At 63.5% G+C, this 17,002-nt stretch carries 16 protein-coding genes; 3 read left to right on the top strand and 13 right to left on the bottom strand.

Annotation, left to right across the window (positions count from 1 at the left end):
* Positions 1–105: 105 nt before the first annotated feature.
* Entirely contained in the window at positions 106–2,874 is a 2,769-nt protein-coding gene (locus tag ACRECS_RS23785) for a TonB-dependent receptor plug domain-containing protein (protein WP_431585445.1), read from the bottom strand.
* 751 nt (positions 2,875–3,625) lie between these two features.
* Here ACRECS_RS23785 and ACRECS_RS23780 point away from each other — a divergent pair.
* Complete coding sequence (locus tag ACRECS_RS23780; protein ID WP_431585444.1) at positions 3,626–4,948, top strand: alpha/beta hydrolase family protein; 1,323 nt, start codon at positions 3,626–3,628, stop codon at positions 4,946–4,948.
* A gap of 17 nt (positions 4,949–4,965) precedes the next feature.
* Here the strand turns inward: ACRECS_RS23780 and ACRECS_RS23775 are convergent, their stop codons facing one another.
* The 6 genes from ACRECS_RS23775 to ACRECS_RS23750 form a co-directional block, all read right to left on the bottom strand.
* Complete coding sequence (locus ACRECS_RS23775) at positions 4,966–6,495, bottom strand: DUF4403 family protein (RefSeq protein ID WP_431585443.1); 1,530 nt, start codon at positions 6,493–6,495, stop codon at positions 4,966–4,968.
* 85 nt (positions 6,496–6,580) lie between these two features.
* On the bottom strand, positions 6,581–7,009 hold the full coding sequence (locus tag ACRECS_RS23770; RefSeq protein WP_431585442.1) for an OsmC family protein: 429 nt from the start codon (positions 7,007–7,009) through the stop codon (positions 6,581–6,583).
* Positions 7,006–7,566: an NADPH-dependent FMN reductase gene (locus ACRECS_RS23765; RefSeq protein ID WP_431585441.1), complete on the bottom strand. Its 561-nt coding sequence runs from the start codon at positions 7,564–7,566 to the stop codon at positions 7,006–7,008. Before ACRECS_RS23765 ends, ACRECS_RS23770 begins: the two co-directional genes overlap by 4 nt.
* On the bottom strand, positions 7,563–7,988 hold the full coding sequence (locus tag ACRECS_RS23760) for an OsmC family protein (RefSeq protein WP_431585440.1): 426 nt from the start codon (positions 7,986–7,988) through the stop codon (positions 7,563–7,565). The genes ACRECS_RS23765 and ACRECS_RS23760 overlap by 4 nt, the downstream gene beginning before the upstream one ends.
* Positions 7,985–8,887: a pirin family protein gene (locus tag ACRECS_RS23755; RefSeq protein WP_431585439.1), complete on the bottom strand. Its 903-nt coding sequence runs from the start codon at positions 8,885–8,887 to the stop codon at positions 7,985–7,987. The genes ACRECS_RS23760 and ACRECS_RS23755 overlap by 4 nt, the downstream gene beginning before the upstream one ends.
* A 106-nt stretch (positions 8,888–8,993) precedes the next feature.
* Positions 8,994–9,863, bottom strand: a complete 870-nt coding sequence (locus ACRECS_RS23750) for a pirin family protein (protein ID WP_431585438.1) — start codon at positions 9,861–9,863, stop codon at positions 8,994–8,996.
* Between the two features lie 122 nt (positions 9,864–9,985).
* On the opposite strand from ACRECS_RS23750, the gene ACRECS_RS23745 reads away from it, so the two are divergent.
* Positions 9,986–10,927 (top strand): LysR substrate-binding domain-containing protein, encoded by a 942-nt coding sequence (locus ACRECS_RS23745; RefSeq protein ID WP_431585437.1) that lies wholly within the window; start codon positions 9,986–9,988, stop codon positions 10,925–10,927.
* On the opposite strand, the gene ACRECS_RS23740 is transcribed toward ACRECS_RS23745, so the two are convergent.
* Genes ACRECS_RS23740 through ACRECS_RS23725 form a run of 4 tightly spaced genes read right to left on the bottom strand, consistent with a single transcriptional unit; the run spans position 10,920 to position 13,198 of the window.
* The gene (locus tag ACRECS_RS23740; protein ID WP_431585436.1) at positions 10,920–11,360 is read right to left on the bottom strand and encodes a DUF1178 family protein; all 441 of its coding nucleotides are present in this window, start codon (positions 11,358–11,360) and stop codon (positions 10,920–10,922) included. The genes ACRECS_RS23745 and ACRECS_RS23740 overlap by 8 nt on opposite strands.
* Complete coding sequence (locus ACRECS_RS23735) at positions 11,357–12,181, bottom strand: carbon-nitrogen hydrolase family protein (RefSeq protein ID WP_431585435.1); 825 nt, start codon at positions 12,179–12,181, stop codon at positions 11,357–11,359. The genes ACRECS_RS23740 and ACRECS_RS23735 overlap by 4 nt, the downstream gene beginning before the upstream one ends.
* A complete protein-coding gene (gene grxC, locus ACRECS_RS23730) occupies positions 12,178–12,435 on the bottom strand; it encodes a glutaredoxin 3 (protein WP_431585434.1) in 258 nt (85 codons plus the stop codon). The genes ACRECS_RS23735 and grxC overlap by 4 nt, the downstream gene beginning before the upstream one ends.
* Positions 12,436–12,466: 31 nt before the next feature.
* Positions 12,467–13,198 (bottom strand): ComF family protein, encoded by a 732-nt coding sequence (locus tag ACRECS_RS23725; protein ID WP_431585433.1) that lies wholly within the window; start codon positions 13,196–13,198, stop codon positions 12,467–12,469.
* Between the two features lie 42 nt (positions 13,199–13,240).
* Here ACRECS_RS23725 and ACRECS_RS23720 point away from each other — a divergent pair, with 42 nt between their 5' ends.
* The gene (locus tag ACRECS_RS23720; protein ID WP_431585447.1) at positions 13,241–14,077 is read left to right on the top strand and encodes a class I SAM-dependent methyltransferase; all 837 of its coding nucleotides are present in this window, start codon (positions 13,241–13,243) and stop codon (positions 14,075–14,077) included.
* Positions 14,078–14,083: 6 nt separating this feature from the next.
* Here the strand turns inward: ACRECS_RS23720 and ACRECS_RS23715 are convergent, their stop codons facing one another.
* Both ACRECS_RS23715 and ACRECS_RS23710 read right to left on the bottom strand, forming a co-directional pair.
* On the bottom strand, positions 14,084–14,473 hold the full coding sequence (locus tag ACRECS_RS23715) for a response regulator (RefSeq protein ID WP_431585432.1): 390 nt from the start codon (positions 14,471–14,473) through the stop codon (positions 14,084–14,086).
* Between the two features lie 57 nt (positions 14,474–14,530).
* Positions 14,531–17,002: an ATP-binding protein gene (locus ACRECS_RS23710; RefSeq protein ID WP_431585431.1), complete on the bottom strand. Its 2,472-nt coding sequence runs from the start codon at positions 17,000–17,002 to the stop codon at positions 14,531–14,533.

Raw genomic sequence — 17,002 nt, 5'->3', positions numbered from 1 at the left:
GAATTATACTTCATCATTTCCGCCACTCCGTCGCGATGCGGTCGATCTTCAGGGTTCGAGCCGGATGAGCGGCCGTCCCGGGCGGAACGGCGCGCCACTACTCCGTCAGAATTTCACGCGCGCGCCGGCGGTGAAATAGGGCCCGACAATGTCGTAATGCGGGCTACCCGAGGTGATGATCGGCGGCGGCGCATCGAAGACATTGTTGACGTTGCCGAACAGGGTGAAGCGGTCCCTCACTTTGAATTGCGCGCCGAGATCGACATAAGTCCGCGAGGCGACCTTGTTGTCCACCAGCGTAGTCAGCGCGCTATTATAGGCTCCGCCACCGACATAGCGTAACCGGGCGTCGAAACCGACGATATCGTCCTGATAGCTTGCGCCCAGCGTTCCGCGCCATTTGGGAATACCGTTCTGCGTCGCGTCACCGACATCGCCCGCCGTATCCACCCGGGTCAGCCCGGTATCGAAGATGAAGCGGTCGACATAGGTCGCCAGCGCGCGCAGCCGCACCGTTCCGCCCATTTTGCTGCTGACCTTCGACAGCGGCAATACATAGGATGCTTCGATATCGAAGCCACGGGTCGAGAAGCTGGCGATGTTCTGCGAATTGGAGAACGCCGTTTTGACCGTTTGTGTGACCGGATCGCGCACGAGCCGGTCACACGCCGCACTGCTGCCCTTGGAACAGGCCAGCGTCAGATTGGACGCTGAAAGCGTCGCGATCGCGCCGTTGATGTTGACGTCATAATAATCGACCGAGACATTGAAGCCGCGGAAGAACGACGGCGAGAACGTGGCGCCGGCCGTCCATCCTTTGCTGATTTCCGGCACCAGATCGGGATTGCCGCCGCTATAGGTGGTCACCGCCGTCGGCGTTGCGGAGTAACCCGGGATCCCATCCCGGCTCGCATGGTCCTGATCGACCAGCGCACCGACATTGATATTGCGCTGGGTGAACAATTCTTCGGTGTTGGGCGAACGAATATCGCGCGAGCGTGTCACGCGCAGCAGGATATCATTGAACAGCCGCGCAGTGCCGCCGACCTTCCATGACCAGATGCCGCCGCTGTTGCTGTAATCCGAATAGCGTGCCGCGCCGTTGAGCTCGACCTTCGCCACCCCTTCGGCATTAATCACCGGAAGCGAAACTTCGGTGAACGCTTCCTTTACGTTGAAGCCGCCATTCAGATCACTGACATAGACCGGCAAGGAGAAGATACCGGCGACTGCATCGGCATTGCGCGACGAAATGGTTTTCTCCCAGCGCGCCTCGGCACCAACCACGACGGTGACGGGTCCCGCCCAGAGCGAGAACGGGTCGCCCTGCACTTCGACCCCGACTGAATCGAGCTTGTCGGTCGTCTTTTGCTGCTGCGTACCGGTGACATAATCCACCGCGCCGGGGGATGCGTTGAACCGGCCAAACGGGTTGATCGGGCGGCATGCCGGATCGTCATTGGTGGTGATCGCATCAGCATTGACCGCGCAGACGATTTGCCCGCCGCTCGACACCGCATCCAGTGCCTTGTTGAAATTGGCATCGATCCGCGAATTTTCCAGCCGCTCGTCGTTATTGACTTCACCATGGCTGTAATGCGCACGATATTTGAAGCCGTTGCCGAAGCTGCCATCGATGCCGATCGCGCCTTCCTTGTTCTCGCGCTTGGTGTTGAAACGCAACATCAGGATATCGTTGAACACGCGGCCATAAGTGAAGCTTGTCTCGCCCGCCGCCGCCAACTGGTTGCGGATCGCCGCGGACAGGAACGGGTTGGTCGCTGAAATGGTCAGCGGCGGGACGAAGAAGTCGGTCAGAAAGGGCGCATTGCTGGTGGTGCGTCCATAGCTCCCTTCGGCCCAGATCGTCGCCCCGCCCAGATCATAACTCACCCGGCCAAAGACGGTGAGCCGGTCGTATGGCGTCGACGCGGCGACATTGTCATACAGCCCGACACCATCGGCGCCGCCGATCATCTGATCCGGAAAGGGGCCAGTGCCGAGCGGCGTACCGCCCCGGAACGAGCGGAGCGTGCCATCGCCGTTGAAAGTCTGCCCGGCCAGCACCCCGCTGGTGATCAGGCCGTCCGAGCTCATATTCCCATAATTCACGTCGCGCGTCAGTCGCGTCGACTCGTCGGTCAGGCTGGTCGGATTGATCTGCACGATCGCGGCGCTGCCGAGATTGGGGCGCGAATTGCGGTCGGGGATTCCCTTGTCCTTCAGATACTCCGCGCCGATCATGAAATGACCATTGCCGCCGGCGAATTTGGTGCCGAAACTGGCGTCGAAGCCGTAGCGTGCGCCGTCGTCGCGCGAAGAGACGCCGCTTTGTGCGCCGACCGTCAGACCCTGCAGCTCGTCCTTCAGGATGATGTTGACCACGCCAGCGACCGCGCCCGAGCCCCAGGCAGCGGAGGCTCCGCCGGTCACCACATCGATGCGCTGGATCAAGCCGGTAGGGACGAAATTGAGATTATTGTTGCCGACAAAGCGCCGACCGTTGAGCAGTGTCAGCGCGCGATAGGTACCGAGACCGCGCAGGTCGACCGGCGCCGTACCGGTCGAGGTATTCCCGTTCGACACTTGCGGCGTCACCGACGCGCGGAATTGCGGCTGATCGTTCAGGACCTGCTGAATATTGGCGCGCGCGCCCTGTCGCAATTCGACGTCGCCAATCACCGTTGTGGGTGTGGGTTGATCGAAACCGTTGCGGCGAATGCGCGAGCCGGTGACGATGATTTCCCGGCCATCGTCGGCAGTGTCCGCGCCGGCCTGCCCTGCGCCTGTCGGCTCGACATCAGTCTGCTCGGTGGGCGTCTCAGCGGTCTGCGGCGCGGTTGTCGCCTGAGCCAGCGCATTGCTGCTGTACATCAAGGCAATCGCCGACGTTGCACAGCATAAAACCCGTTCGATTCTCATCCCTCTTCCCTTTTTTCTCGACAGGCTGTCGTGCGAGTCTCGTGGCTCGCGTTTTTTGAGGATCGATTCCTCATTTTGGACCAGCCCGCCGGCCTAAGTACGTACATGGGAACAAATCACGCTTTCGCGCTCCCTACAAGAGAATTTAATCCTGATTGGGCGATTTAATCTCGTATGAGACAAAAATCCCTCTGATCGGCAGCACACTCTGGCTCGCCGGCACGAGGGCAGCGCGGCGAAGATCGCCAACCATCCAGCCGGCAGTCTTGCGGTCGATTCAAGGCTCGCACTGAACATGGCAGGGTCGCCCCGGATGAACCCCTGACCGGGCTTCGCCACGCTCTTTCTCATCGTGAAGATGATCAGCCGATGAAACGCCGCTGTTATTGCCGGAACAGCGGCCGAACAGCGGATGCTCACCCCTGTTCCACCCCTGTTCCACCCCTGTTATTCATAACAGGGGTGGCGAGGTTTAAGCAGCTGGAAAACAACGGAGAATTCGGGCCGAAAATCCAACTTAACAGGGGTGGTTTTTTATTTTCGGGCGGAACAGCGGAAAATGGCCGCGTATGGGCCATGACCAACTCGATCCATGCCCATCAATGGCCGGTCACATTTCGTCATCTCTTGAAACCCTGGCGTTATCCGCGCGCGCCACTGGGCCGCTAGCTTGCCCGCAACCCAACCACGGAGATGCAGAGACATGGCGGCGCTGATCGAACGCAGAAGGCTCATTCAGGCCGCGGGCCTTGCAGTGGCATTGTTCAATACCGACCGCGGCGCCATCGCTGCCCCGGGACGGCAAGCCATCAAGGATCCCCGATCGCCCTGGTACGACCTGGGACTGTTCGAGGACGGCGTGATGAACAGCCAGCTCCTGCATGCGCTCGGCGCCACCTATTCGGGCGGCGCGGATGTCGGCGAAGTGCTTGATACCGGGGTTCGCATCAACGCCGATGACGACTGGAGCTGGCCGCGGGAATGGATGGCGACGGCGCAGCGCGTCGAGCGGATGGCCCGGGCAAGCGAGCAGCAGGATCGGCGGATCAGCGCCGGCAAGGCCTATCTGCGCGCTGCGACTTATTATCGTCAGGTGGTCATCCACCATCCGGAGCCAAGCCATCCGAGCAATCGCGAAGCGGCACAGCGCTCCTCCGACTCCTACGCGCGCGGGGTGCGATTGCTGCGCTGGGCCGCGCAGCCGATCCGGATCCCCTACGAGAATACAACGCTGCCTGGCTATTTCCTGCGCTCGCCCAACGCGCGCGGTGACGCTCCGCTCATCATCCTCCAGCAGGGCCGCGATGCCTGGCCGGAGACCAGCAAGCATATCTGCGACGATGCACTGGACCGCGGCTATCATGCCCTGTTCGTGCATTGTCCGGGCCAGGGCATGGCATTGCGCGCTCAGGGTCTGCCCTTCCGGCATGACTGGGAACGCGTCACCTCGCCGATGATCGATTTCGCCGAGCGGATCGCCGGGGTGGACAGCAACCGGATTGCGTTGCTCGGCTGGAGCATGGGCGGCGCACTCGTACCGCGCGCGGCCGCGTTCGAGCATCGCATCAAGCTGGCCGTCGCCAATCCCGGCGTTCTCGACTGGGGGGCTTCAACTTTCGAGCAGTTGGAGATCTATATTCCGGAGTTGCTGCCGCTGCTCGACAGCGATCCCAAGCGCTTCGACCGCGAAATAGCCGTGTTGATGGAACGGCAGCAACTCATTCGCTGGTTCATGCGCGACGCGATGGCCAAGCATGGCGTCGCATCGCCCTCGGCGCTGCTGTTCGAGCTCCGGCGATATTCGAATGTCGACACGGTGCGCCGGATCCGGGCGCGAACGCTGGTGATGGACGGCACCGGCGAATCCACCAGCGCCGGCCAGGCACGCAAGCTTTACGACGCGCTGCGCTGTCCCAAGACCTTCATGCTGTTCGAGGCCGAGGATACGGGCCTGCTGCACTGCCAGGAGGGCGCGGCGGCGGTGAGCAACCACCGGCTGTACGACTGGATCGACGAATATATCTGAGCGCAGCGCAGCCGGGGTCATCGTGGCTTGTATGAAATGCTCGCCTGCCCGTTGGCCTCAACCGGCATGAACAGCCCCTCGCCCGTCACCTTCAATGTGCCGTTCTTTACATCGGACACATTGGCGGCGAACACGAAATCGCCTTCGCGGTGGTCGGCAATCGCCTTGCGCGCCGCGAGCAGCACCTTCTGATAGTCGCCGGCAAAATCATGCGTCAGCGATGCGCGAATCCCTTCCAGTACCGACGGATCCTCGAACAGCGAGAACAACAGGTTGACGACGCGGCTATCAGCCTGCCCGGCGATCTTCAGGTCGCGAACCAGCACGCGCTGCGAATTCGCTTCGTTATAGGGGATGGCCGACAGCCAGATCACGCCGCTGGTGGTGGCGCGGATGCCGCTCTTCTGCTGGACCGTCGCCTGTATCCCCACCGCTAGGCGGCCCCCGTCGGTGGCATAGATGGTCACCTTGCCGAACTGCGCATCGACCGGCCCGATGCCGGTCAACGTGATCCCCTTGGCCGCTCGCTTCACCAGCGCGCGTTCGACCACCGGTTCGAGCTGAGCATAATCCGCCAGGACGGGAATGAAAAAGCGCAGCCCCCTCGATCCCTGCCGCGGCGACGGTGGCGGCAGAGGTGCCGGCGTCGGGTCAGGCGGACGATCGCCCACGAACGTCTCGGTCAGGGCCTGCGCCGCCAGGGTCATTTCGAGCGTGCGGCCGAAGACGCGATATCCCTCGAAGCCGAGTTCACGCGGGGTCACCCGCATCCACACCGGCGGGCGTTCGCGATTGAGCAGAATGGACGCGAACCCCTGTTTCCATAGGCCCTGAAGACGATCGTGCATGCGAAGCTTGGCAAGCTCCTTGGGCAGCTCGCGCTCGAGGTTGGCGACGACCGATTTCAACTTGGCGTCGGCCTTGCTGGTGAAACGGATCCTTTGCCCGAGAAAGTCGATCCCGGGCGGGTCGGTCCAGTCATAGGCGATGTCGACTTTCGCCACCGGCGACCAGTTCCGGTCGACCGACAGCCTTGCCTGCGCGCGGACGATGGCGGCACCGGTCGCCGTCTCCTGCTTGATAATGCCACCGACATTCTTCGCGCTGATCGTGGCGCGGATCGGCATGGTGATCCTCAGCACATTGCCGCTGCCGCTCAGACTGATCCGTCCGCGCGTCACTTGCCCCGCGATCCGGCAATGCAGGGCCGGCGTGACTTTCAGTTTCTTGCCGAACACCTTCACCCGCTGTGCCGGCACGCAGCTCTGCACGGCTTCGTCGATCTTCCACAATGTTTGCGGCGTGCGCTGGTTCAGCCCCGCCTCCAGGTCGGCGAGCCGGACCGTGATCGGGACGACGATGGTCGATGTCTGCTGCGGCAGTTCGGCCGGCGACTGGTTCTTCGGGGGCGCGGGATTGCCGGTCGTGCTGTGACAGGATGCCGACAACATCGTCAGAACCAGCACGAACATCCGGCGAAACCGGCGGGGATCATGGAGTATCACAGCCTCGCCGCGATCAATGCCCGAATATGAAGTGTCAATCATGGATAGGTCATGATCCCGCCGTTCAACCGACTGACACTACACTATTTTTGCATTAACAATCCATGCCGTCACGCATGAGGCGACGTCATTCCGCCCGGCTTCCTATCGTGACGATCGACGATCCACCTGCGAGCGTCCGGTGCACCGGGCATTTCGCGGCAACGTCGATCAACCGCTCATGCTGTTCCTCGGTCAGTGCAGCGCCTCGGATCTTGACGGTCTTGTGGAAGATGTCGACCGGGCCTGCCCGGCCCTCGACCGCGCCCTTTTGATGCGTCACCTCCACCGCGACATGGTCCACCGGCCATTGCCGCTGGCGCGCGAACCAGCGCACGGTCATCGCGGTGCATTCGCCAAGCGCGGCGGTGAGCAGTTGATAGGGTGACGGCCCCAGGTCTGCGCCGCCCATCGATGCCGGTTCGTCGCCGACGATGACGTGGCCGGCGGTCACGATCCGAACCGCAAATGGGCTCTCCCCCGTCTCGGTGACACTGACGCTGACAAGATCGCTCATGCTTTGCTCTCCTCGACGAATGTGACAAAGCCGGCGACGAACTTGGCGAGCCTTTCGCGAACGGCATCGTCCACCAGCCGCCCTTCGGCGTCGAACAATCCGCCCGCGCGCGCGGCAAGCAGACGCCCCTCGAACCAGGGCTTGGTGCCCAGCGTGCGCAACACGCTCAGCCAGGCATCCTGCGCCAATATCGTGCCAAACCCGCCCGGCGATGCGCCGATCAACGCGACGGGCTTAGCACCGAACACGCGGGCGATATCGCTGCCCGGGCGAGACAGCCAGTCGATCGCGTTCTTGAACACGCCGGGAATGCCGTTGTTGTATTCGGGCGTGGCCAGCAACAGCCCGTCGGCGGCGGCGATTTTGTCCTTGAGGTCGATCACCGCGCGCGGCAGGCCCTCGGCCGCTTCCACATCGGCGTTGTAGAGCGGGATGTCATTGATCGTGTGGACGTCGAGCGTCGTCCCATCCGGCGTCGCCGCCGCTGCGGCCTGCAGGAGTCCCAGGTTGAACGAATGACGCCTGAGGCTGCCGGCAATGCCGATGATGCGCGTCACTGCCCCGTTTCCTCCATCAGCTCGGTCGCTATTGGGACGCCATTCTTGACCACCAAGGTCACCGGAGTCCGCTCAGCGACATCGGCCAGTTTCGTGCGTTGCGCAACGTCGAGCGGCCCCTTTACGCGCAGCCGGCGCTCGATCCGGTCGCCCTGATCGTTGCGGATGAACTGCAACGCCACGTCGAGCCCCTCAAACGGCCAGCCTTTATGCTCGGCATACATTTTGAGCGTGGCCGCGGTGCAGGCGCCAAGCGCGGAGAGCAGCAAGTCGAGCGGCGCCGGTCCCTTACCCTGTCCGCCCAGCTTCATCGGTTCATCGGCGATCAGCCGGTGCTCGCCCGCTTCGATCGCGACCGCATAAGGGGTCGCACCGATCGCGGCACCGACCTTGCTCAATATATAGTCCTGGCCCGGGATCATTGCGCCGCCCCCGATGATCCGGCTAGCAGCGGTGGAAGGTCGGGGAGCGGAATGAACTCCTGATCATCGGCATCGGGCAGCTTCATCCGCCCCGCCTTCCAGTCGGCAGCCGCCTGCGCCAGCCGGTCCTTCGAGGAGGAGACGAAGTTCCAGTAGAGGAAACGCTCGCCAAGCGGCTCGCCGCCCAGCACCATCACGGTCGCGTGCATGGTAGCCCGCACCTTCGACGCACCGCGGCCCAGCACGAGCATCTTGCCGGCCGCATAATCGATCCCATCGACCTCCACCGCGCCGGTCGCGACATAGAGCGCACGCTCGGCATGGTCGGTCGGGATCTCGGCCGTCGCGCCCGGCTCCATCTCGAGATGGGCGTAGAATAAGGGCGAGTGCGTCCGCACCGCAGCCGTCAGGCCGTAAGCGCTGCCGGCGATCAACTGGCCATGCACGCCCGCATCGCTCCATTGCGGCAAGTCGTCGCCTTCATGGTGGGAGAAAGCCGGGTCGGTTTCCTCATCCGTCTGCGGCAACGCGACCCAGGCCTGGATGCCGTGAAGATGATCGCCCTCCGCCCGCGCTTTCTCGAACCGCTCGCTGTGCGTGATCCCGCGCCCGGCAGTCATCCAGTTGACCTCCTGCGGGCGCACCGGCAACACCGAGCCGATGCTGTCGCGGTGCATGATCTCGCCGGAGAACAGATAGGTGACGGTCGAAAGCCCGATATGCGGATGCGGACGCACATCCAACGACCGGTCAATGCCGGGGGCAAGATCAAGCGGCCCCATATGGTCGAAAAACACGAACGGCCCAACCATCCGCCGCTTCGCGAAGGGCAGGACACGGCCCACTTCCAAGCCGCCGCCAAGGCTGCGCCGACGCTCGTCGATCACCATCTCGATCATGATAAGTCTCCTGCCGGCATCCGCTGGCTATTGATGATATTGGAATAGTCGAAGTTAATGACACTGGACGAATCCGGTCCCCCGCGCGGGGACCGGCCCCGAATGGTCAGGCCGCCAGCTGCGCAAATCGGCCGCTGTTGAAATCATTCACGGCTTGATGGATTTCAGCCTCGCTGTTCATGATGAACGGGCCATGACCGACGATCGGCTCGTCGATCGGTTCACCGGTCAGCACCAGCAGCATCGCATCGCCATCGGCATGGATTGCGACGTCACCGCCCTCGCGGCTAAGCAGCAGCATTTCCGCCTCGCCGGCCGTCTGGGCACCGTTCACCGTGACATGGCCGGTCAGCACCACCAGCATCGCGGTATGGCCCTCCGGCAGATCAAGCACGATATCGGTGTCGCGGTTGAGACGCAGGTCCCAGAGATTGACCGGTGTGAAGGTCTTTGCCGGGCCCTTCCTGCCACCAAATTCGCCGGCGATGATGCGTGCCTTGCCGACGCCATACGGCAGATCGACGACCGGGATATCGGCGTTCAGGATGCCCTGATAGCCGCCCGGCGCCATCTTGTCCCTTGCGGGCAGATTGACCCAAAGCTGCACCATGCGGAACGGTCCGCCGGCCTTGGCAAAGGCGGGCGAATGATATTCCTCATGGATGATGCCGCCGCCCGCAGTCATCCACTGCACGTCGCCGGGGCCGATGATGCCGCCATTGCCGGCGGAGTCCCTGTGCTCGACCTCGCCGTCATAAACGATGGTGACCGTTTCGAACCCGCGGTGCGGATGCTGCCCGACGCCGCGCCGATCCGTGGTCGGCTCGAAATAATGCGGCCCCGCATAATCGAGCAGCAGGAACGGACTGATATGCGTGCCAAGATCGTTATAGGAAAAGAGCGAGCGAACCGGAAAACCGTCGCCCACCCAATGGCCGCGATTGTTGCCGTAAAGGCCGAGAATCTTCTTGCTCATGGTATTTCTCCGAGGCGATCGGCACTCATGTGGAGGACCGATGGCTGTTGGGGCGGAGATAACACCGAGACGACAGTGCCAGAAGATTGCGAAATCCGACACATCGTCCTAAAAACAGGACGATGCAGGATCTGAATGACCTTTATTATTTCGTCCAGGTCGTCGATCATGGCGGCTTCGCAGCCGCCGGGCGCGCGCTCAATATCCAGAAATCGAAGCTCAGCCGCCGCATCGCATTGCTGGAGGAGCGACTTGACGTGCGCTTGCTCAACCGGTCCTCGCGTCGCTTCTCCGTGACCGAGATCGGCCGTGAATATTATGATCGCTGCGTCGCCGTGCTGGTCGAGGCGGAAGCCGCGGAACAGGTGATTGCCGAAGTGCGCGCCGAACCGCGCGGCGTGGTGCGGATGAGCTGCCCCGCGGCGCTGCTCTCGTTCCAGTTCGGCACGATCATCGCGGGGTTCCTGGTCGAGAATCCGGCAGTCGAACTGCATCTGGAAAGCACCAACCGCCGCGTCGATGTGATCGCCGAAGGGTTCGACATCGCCATTCGGGTGCGTTTTCCACCGCTGGAGCCGACCGATCTCATCATGCGGCGGCTCGACGAAAGCACTCAGTGCCTGGTCGCCAGTCCGGCGCTGCTGACAGACGCACTGCACTCACCGGCCGATCTCAATAATCTTCCCAGCCTCGATTTGGGACCACCGCACCGCGATCACCAATGGCAGCTTCATCACGCCGATGGCCGGACGGCGGTCGTGCCACACCGGCCTCGCCTCATCACCGATGACATGGCCGTACTACGCGATGCGGCGATTGCCGGCGTCGGCATCGCCCAGCTTCCAACCTTGATGATCTGGGAAGATGTCGAAGCCGGCAGGCTCGTCCATGTCCTGCCACAGTGGCGCCCCCGCGCCGGTATCATCCACGCCGTCTTCCCGTCGCGGCGCGGCCTGCTTCCTTCAGTACGCGCGCTGATCGACTTTCTGGCGGAGGAATGCGTCAGGCAACGTCAGACCGCCGGACATGCTCTCCACGATCTCGACACGGCCGCGATCAGTTGATCGCCTCGGGCGGCACGATCGGGACGAGCAGCGGCGCGATCGGTACGCCTTCCTCAACCAGATCCCTGACCTCCTCGGCGGTGGATTGGCCGTGAATCGGGCCTGAGGCCTCATCACCGACATGCATCGCACGGGCGCGATCGGCAAAGGCGCGGCCGACCCATTCCGACGTCTCCAGCGCCTTGGATTGCGCAGCGGCAAGTGCTTCGAAGGCCGCCTTCATCGCCTCGGGCGTTGGGAGGTTCGACGGCATCGACCGGCTGTTGCTCTTGGCCGGGATGCTTGGCGCCATCACCGCCTTGATCACATCGGTCGCACCGCAATAGGGACAGGACACCAGCCCGCGCCCGCGCTGGTCCTCAAACGCCGCGCTCGACCCGAACCAGGCTTCGAAGACATGGTCGCTGCCACATTTCAGGTCGAAGACGATCATCGCGCCACCTTCACGGCGGGGATCGAACGACGGTGGGACAGGACCGGAATGCGGCCGCGTACATCCGCAACGCGCGCCAGATCGATCTCGGCAAAGCCGAGTCCGGCCTCCTCGCCCATATCGAGTATGACCTCGCCCCAGGGATCGATCACCAGCGAATGGCCAAAGGTCGCGCGGCCATCCTCATGGACGCCGGTCTGCGCGGCGGCGATGACATAGGCCCCCGCCTCGATCGCGCGGGCGCGCAACAGGATATGCCAGTGCGCCGCACCGGTTGGACGGGTAAAGGCGGCCGGCACGGCGAGCAGCGTCGCGCCGGCATCGCTGAGCGCACGGTAGAGGTCGGCGAAGCGCAGATCGTAGCAGATCGACAGACCGAGCGTCCCCGCCGGCGTCTCCACCACCGACGCACTGTCGCCGGCGCCATAGCTCGCGGATTCACGCCAGCTTTCGCCGGTCGGCAAATCGACGTCGAACAGATGAAGCTTGTCGTAGCGCGCCCGGATCGCACCCCTGTCATCAATCACGAAGCCGCGATTGGCGAGCTTGCCGTCTTCCCGCCGCACCGCCAGCGAGCCGAGATGCACCCAAAGGCGGTGCTCGGCGGCGGCAGCCCGGACCGCCGCAAGAACCGGGTCGCTGTCCTCCGTCGTGATGTTGCCGGCACCGCGGTCGCGATCCCGGTCGATCAGGCCCGACATTTCCGGCGTGAAGAGCATGGACGCCCCGCCCGCTGCTGCTTGCGCGATACCGCTCGTCAGGGTCGCCGCATTGACCGCCGGGTCGATCCCACTGGTCATTTGAAGCAGGGCGATCCTCATGCCGCCAGCAATGCGTCCAGCCTGCCCTCACGCTCCAGCGCGGCCAGCTCGTCCGATCCGCCGATATGCTCGCCATCGATGAAGATCTGCGGGACAGTGCTGCGGCCATTGGAGCGGTCGAGCATTTCGGCACGCTTCGGACCGCCCATGGTGATGTCGAATTCCTCGACCTGGACGTCCTTGGCGGACAGGAGCTTCATCGCCCGCGAGCAATACGGACAGAAAGCTTTGGTATAGATTTCGACTTTTGCCATCCCGCCGAAATGTGGTGTGACCGCCCGCTTGTCAATCGCTCTGGGTCGGATCAAGCACCCGCGCCCAGCACAGGATGGTCACGCTGGCGGCGCCGGCGCGGAGCAGTATCCGCGAGCAACTATCGCTGGTCGCGCCGCTGGTATGCACGTCATCGACAAGGATGACGGCCTTGCCGCGCAGACCGCTCTTGCGCTTCGGATCGACCTGAAACGCACGGGCGACCATCTTCTCGCGTTCACGCGGCCCCAGTCCGCGCATCGACGGCGTGGCGCGAATTCGCTGCAGAATCGCCAAATCCGCCGCTGTCCCGCTCGCCCGAGCCAGCGCGGTCGCGATCAACGCCGCCTGATTATAGCCGCGCGACCAGATCCGCCAGCGATGGAGCGGCACAGGCACGAGCAGATCGGCCTGTGCCGGCATCAACCGCACCATCTGGCGCGCGACAGTTTCGGCATAGGCCGTGCGGCCGCCATATTTGAGTTTCAGGGCAACAGTCCGCGAGACATCACCATAAGCCACCGCCGCGCGAACCCCGGCGTGACGCGGCGGCGTCCGGTGACATTCGGCGCATAACGCCCCCTCCCCCCGGTCATAAGCGAACGGGAGGTTACACCCCGCACACCAGGGCGGTCCGAGGAAACGCAGCGCGCTCCAGCAAGTGACGCAGAAGTGATGATCCTCGATCGTCACCGCGCCGCACCCCGGGCAGCGCGGCGGCAGGGCCAGACCGGCGACGAACCTGAAGGGCGCAAGCAGTGTCACACCCCCTTGTCGCGACCGCGCGCGCGCGGCACAAGCCCGGCCGTGACGCCGCCTGACATCTTCGACCGCAACCTCCGCCGCTTGCGCCGTGACCGCGCCGCGTCCAACTTTGCCGCGCATGATTTCCTGCGCGCTTCCATGCTCGACGGAATCGCCGAGCGACTGGCGTCGGTGACCCGGACATTCTCCGATGTGCTCGATCTCGGCTGTTTCGATGGCGCCTTCGCGGCGCCCCCAGGTGCGCGGGTCGTCAGAAGCGATCCCGGCGCGGTGTTCGCCGGCCAGGCGCAGGGCATTCAGGCTGATGAAGACCGCCCCAACTTTCCCGATGCATCCTTCGATCTGATCGTCTCGGCCGGGACACTCGATACGGTCAGCGACCTGCCCGGTGCTTTAGCGCTGGCGCGTCGGGCGTTGCGGCCCGACGGATTGTTCATCGCGGCCTTTACCGGCGGCAACAGCCTGTCGACGCTTCGCGCCGTGTTGCGCGAGGCGGAGGGCGAGCGGCCCGCGGCGCGGATCCACCCGCAAGTCGATGTGCGTTCGGCCGGCGATCTGCTGATGCGCGCGGGCTTCGCGCTGCCAGTCGCCGATGTCGAGACATTGACGGTACGCTACCGCGATATCTGGAGTCTGTTCCGGGATCTGCGCGGCATGGCAGCAACCAATATACTGCCGGGCGCCCCGCCGCTTCGCCGTGACACGCTGGTGCGCGCGGCCCAGGGCTTTGCGGATCGTGCCGACAAGGACGGGCGCACCGGCGAGCGGTTCGATATCGTCTTCCTGACCGGCTGGGCGCCCGACGAGTCGCAACCAAAGCCGGCACGGCGCGGCAGTGCCACAGCCTCGCTGGCGGCGGCGCTCAACCGCCGCGACTAGTCGTTTTCAGCTGATCATCCCGTCGCCGGAGGCCTTGGCCAGAATCCGGCCCATCGCGTCGAACAGCGCATCCATCGCCACCGGCTTGAACAGAACTTCATCCGCCCCTTCGGCCAGGCAACGTTCGCGCAGATCAATGGCGGTGTCGGCGGTGACCACGATGATCGGCAGACTTGCCTTGGCATCGCTGCGAGCGCGGATGTGCCGGATCGCGGTGAGGCCGTCCATGCCCGGCATGCGCAGATCGACCAGGATGATCGCATAGTCATTCTCATCGATCATCCTCAGACCGATTTCGGCGCTTTCGGCGCCCGCCATCGTCGCCCCGGCGACGTCAAGCATATCGCTCACGACGCGACGGTTCATCTGATCGTCTTCGATGAAGAGGACGTTCATGGCAGCAGGGCCGTCATCGGTTCGGTGCGCGACATGATCGTTTCTGTCTCTCTCACCCTATGCGGCGCGTGACACAGGCGAACTCGGCGCCCTGTCGTCCAAAGGATAAAGCAAGTCCGCCAGCGCCGCTCCAGCAATCGGCTTGGCCACCATTGCATCCACACCGGATGCAATCAAGCGATCACGTTGCGCATCATCCGGCGCAGCCCATAGGATGATTGTTCGCGCATCGCCCGCCGCGCCGGCAATCGCCTGCAGCGCGGCATCGACGTCACCCGTCGCTTTGACCGTCGTGTCGTCGATCAACACCTGACTGATTCCGCCGCCAACAAGCCGCTCCACGGCCTCTTCGACCGATCCGGCAAAGACGACGGCGCCGGCGCGCGTTTCGAGCAATGCGCGCAACATGCTGCGCGTGATCGGGCTGCGATCGACGATCAACAGGGCGCCTTTTTCACTGACCGCGCTCGCCACCGCCTCTGGTGCCGCCGCCAGCACCAGCGGCAGTTCGAGCGTGAAGGACGATCCCGAACCGGGCCTGCTCTCGACCCGCACATCACCGTTCATGGCTCGCGCAAGATTGCGGCAGATCGTCAGACCCAACCCGGTACCGCCAAATTTGCGGGTCGTGCCGGCATCGACCTGGCGGAAGGATTCGAAGATGATGTCATGCTTGTCGGCGGAAACGCCGATGCCGGTGTCGCTGACCGTGATCGCGAGCATTGCGCCGGTCGTGGCGGCGCGCACCGTCACCGCACCGGATTCGGTGAACTTCAATGCGTTCGACAACAGGTTGAAGACGATCTGACGCAGGCGCGCGGCATCGCCTTCGATCCAGTTGGGTGCGGCGTCGAGATCGAGCATGAAGTCGACACCCCTGCTCTTTGCCTGTTCTTCCCACAAGCGCGCCACATCGCGCAGCGTCGCTTTCAGGTCGAGTGGGACCGCCTCGATCGTCATGTTGCCGGTTTCCATCTTGGCGACGTCAAGGATATCGTCGACCAGCGCACGCATCGTCACGCCGGCACTGTGAACGACACCGATCCGGTCACGCATCGGATCGCTCAGCTTGCGGTCCGCAAGCATTACCTGAGTCATGCCGAGAATGCCGTTGAGCGGCGTACGGATCTCATGGCTGGTGGTGGCAAGGAACTCTGTCTTCGCGGCCAGCGCCTTGCCCAGCGCATCATTGGTCGCAGCAAGATCGATATTGGCCGCCCGTACCTCGTTGCGGCTGCGCCGCAAAGTAACGATGCCATAGGCCAGCATTGACAGGATGATCAGCGTCACCAGCGCAATGCCGATAAAGATGAATTGCTGCGTCTCGGCGCGCGAGCGTTCGAATTCGATATTGCGCTGCAACTCGTCCGCCTTGAGCTTGGCGATCCGCAGTTCCTGATTGGCATAGTCGAAGCGCGCCGCCATCAGTGCCGTGTTGGTCGATGTCGCTAGCTTGGTGGTCTGGTCGTCGAGCCGCCGCAGTGCTTCGAGATGCGTCAACGCCGCATCGTTCAGGCCCAGCTTACGGAATATGTCATACGCAGTCAGATGATTGGCGCGAAATGACAAGGTGGTGGTCGCCGGATCGACGCCGGCAAAGCTGCGAACGATCAGTTGCTGCGCCTGGGCAAGCCGGCCACGCTGCAACGCCGCCTGGGCGGCAACGGCGGCGAATTGCGCATTGGCGGCGGCGTCGCCCGGATTGACGAGTTTCCATCCTTCCCGGATCGTCGCATCGGCTGCATCGAGCTTGTTCGCGACCAATTGCCCGCGCGCAATGTTGCGCATGATTTGCGCCTCAAGCCCGGGGCTGTTCATGGTTTTGGCGAGGTCGAGCGCCTTGCGGAACTGTTCCTCGGCCTCGTCATAGCGTTCGAGTTCCTTGAACGCTTCGCCGCGATTATTGTAGATCGACAGCTGCAATTGCGGATCGCCCTGATACACATCGAGCGCCTGGCCATAATATTTCAGCGCGTTCTGATAGTCCTTGGCCTCCTGGTAGAGCGCAGCGATGCTGAGCAGAGCGATCGCGCGGCTACGCGTCTCCCCGCTGTCGCGGAAAATATTATGCGCCCGCTGATAATCGGCGAGCGCCGCCGACACCGCTGTCGTTGCCATGTGCAGGCCGCCCCGCGACAACAGCACGTCGCCCATCAGCTTGGTCGGCTTTTTTTCGGTGGCAAGCGCGGCAAGTGCACTGTCGATCAGGGGGCGCGCCTCGTCGATCTGATTCAGCCGCAAATGCGCTTCGCCCTGCAACCAGCGAGCAGTGGCGATACCGACATTTCTCTGCGGCCCGGCAAGCTCGCCGGCGATCTTTTCGGCTTCCTTTGCCTTGACGATGGTCTTGGCGGGATCGGCAAGCATCATCGCCTTGGCATCGGCGATCATCACGTCGAAACGCATGCCGGTATCGGCTGCTTCTCCGCCGACCGGCTGGGCGGCCGCATGATGCGGCGCCGCAACCCCGGCCAGGGCCAGAATGAGCAGCACATGCCGGAGCAGTGCGTGAAGGCGTGTCCCCGTCAT

This window comes from Sphingomonas sp. (genome assembly GCF_050725575.1).
GTDB lineage: Bacteria > Pseudomonadota > Alphaproteobacteria > Sphingomonadales > Sphingomonadaceae > Sphingomonas.
Note: the sequence above shows the minus strand (reverse complement) of the source record. Positions and strands in the feature narration are given on the sequence as shown.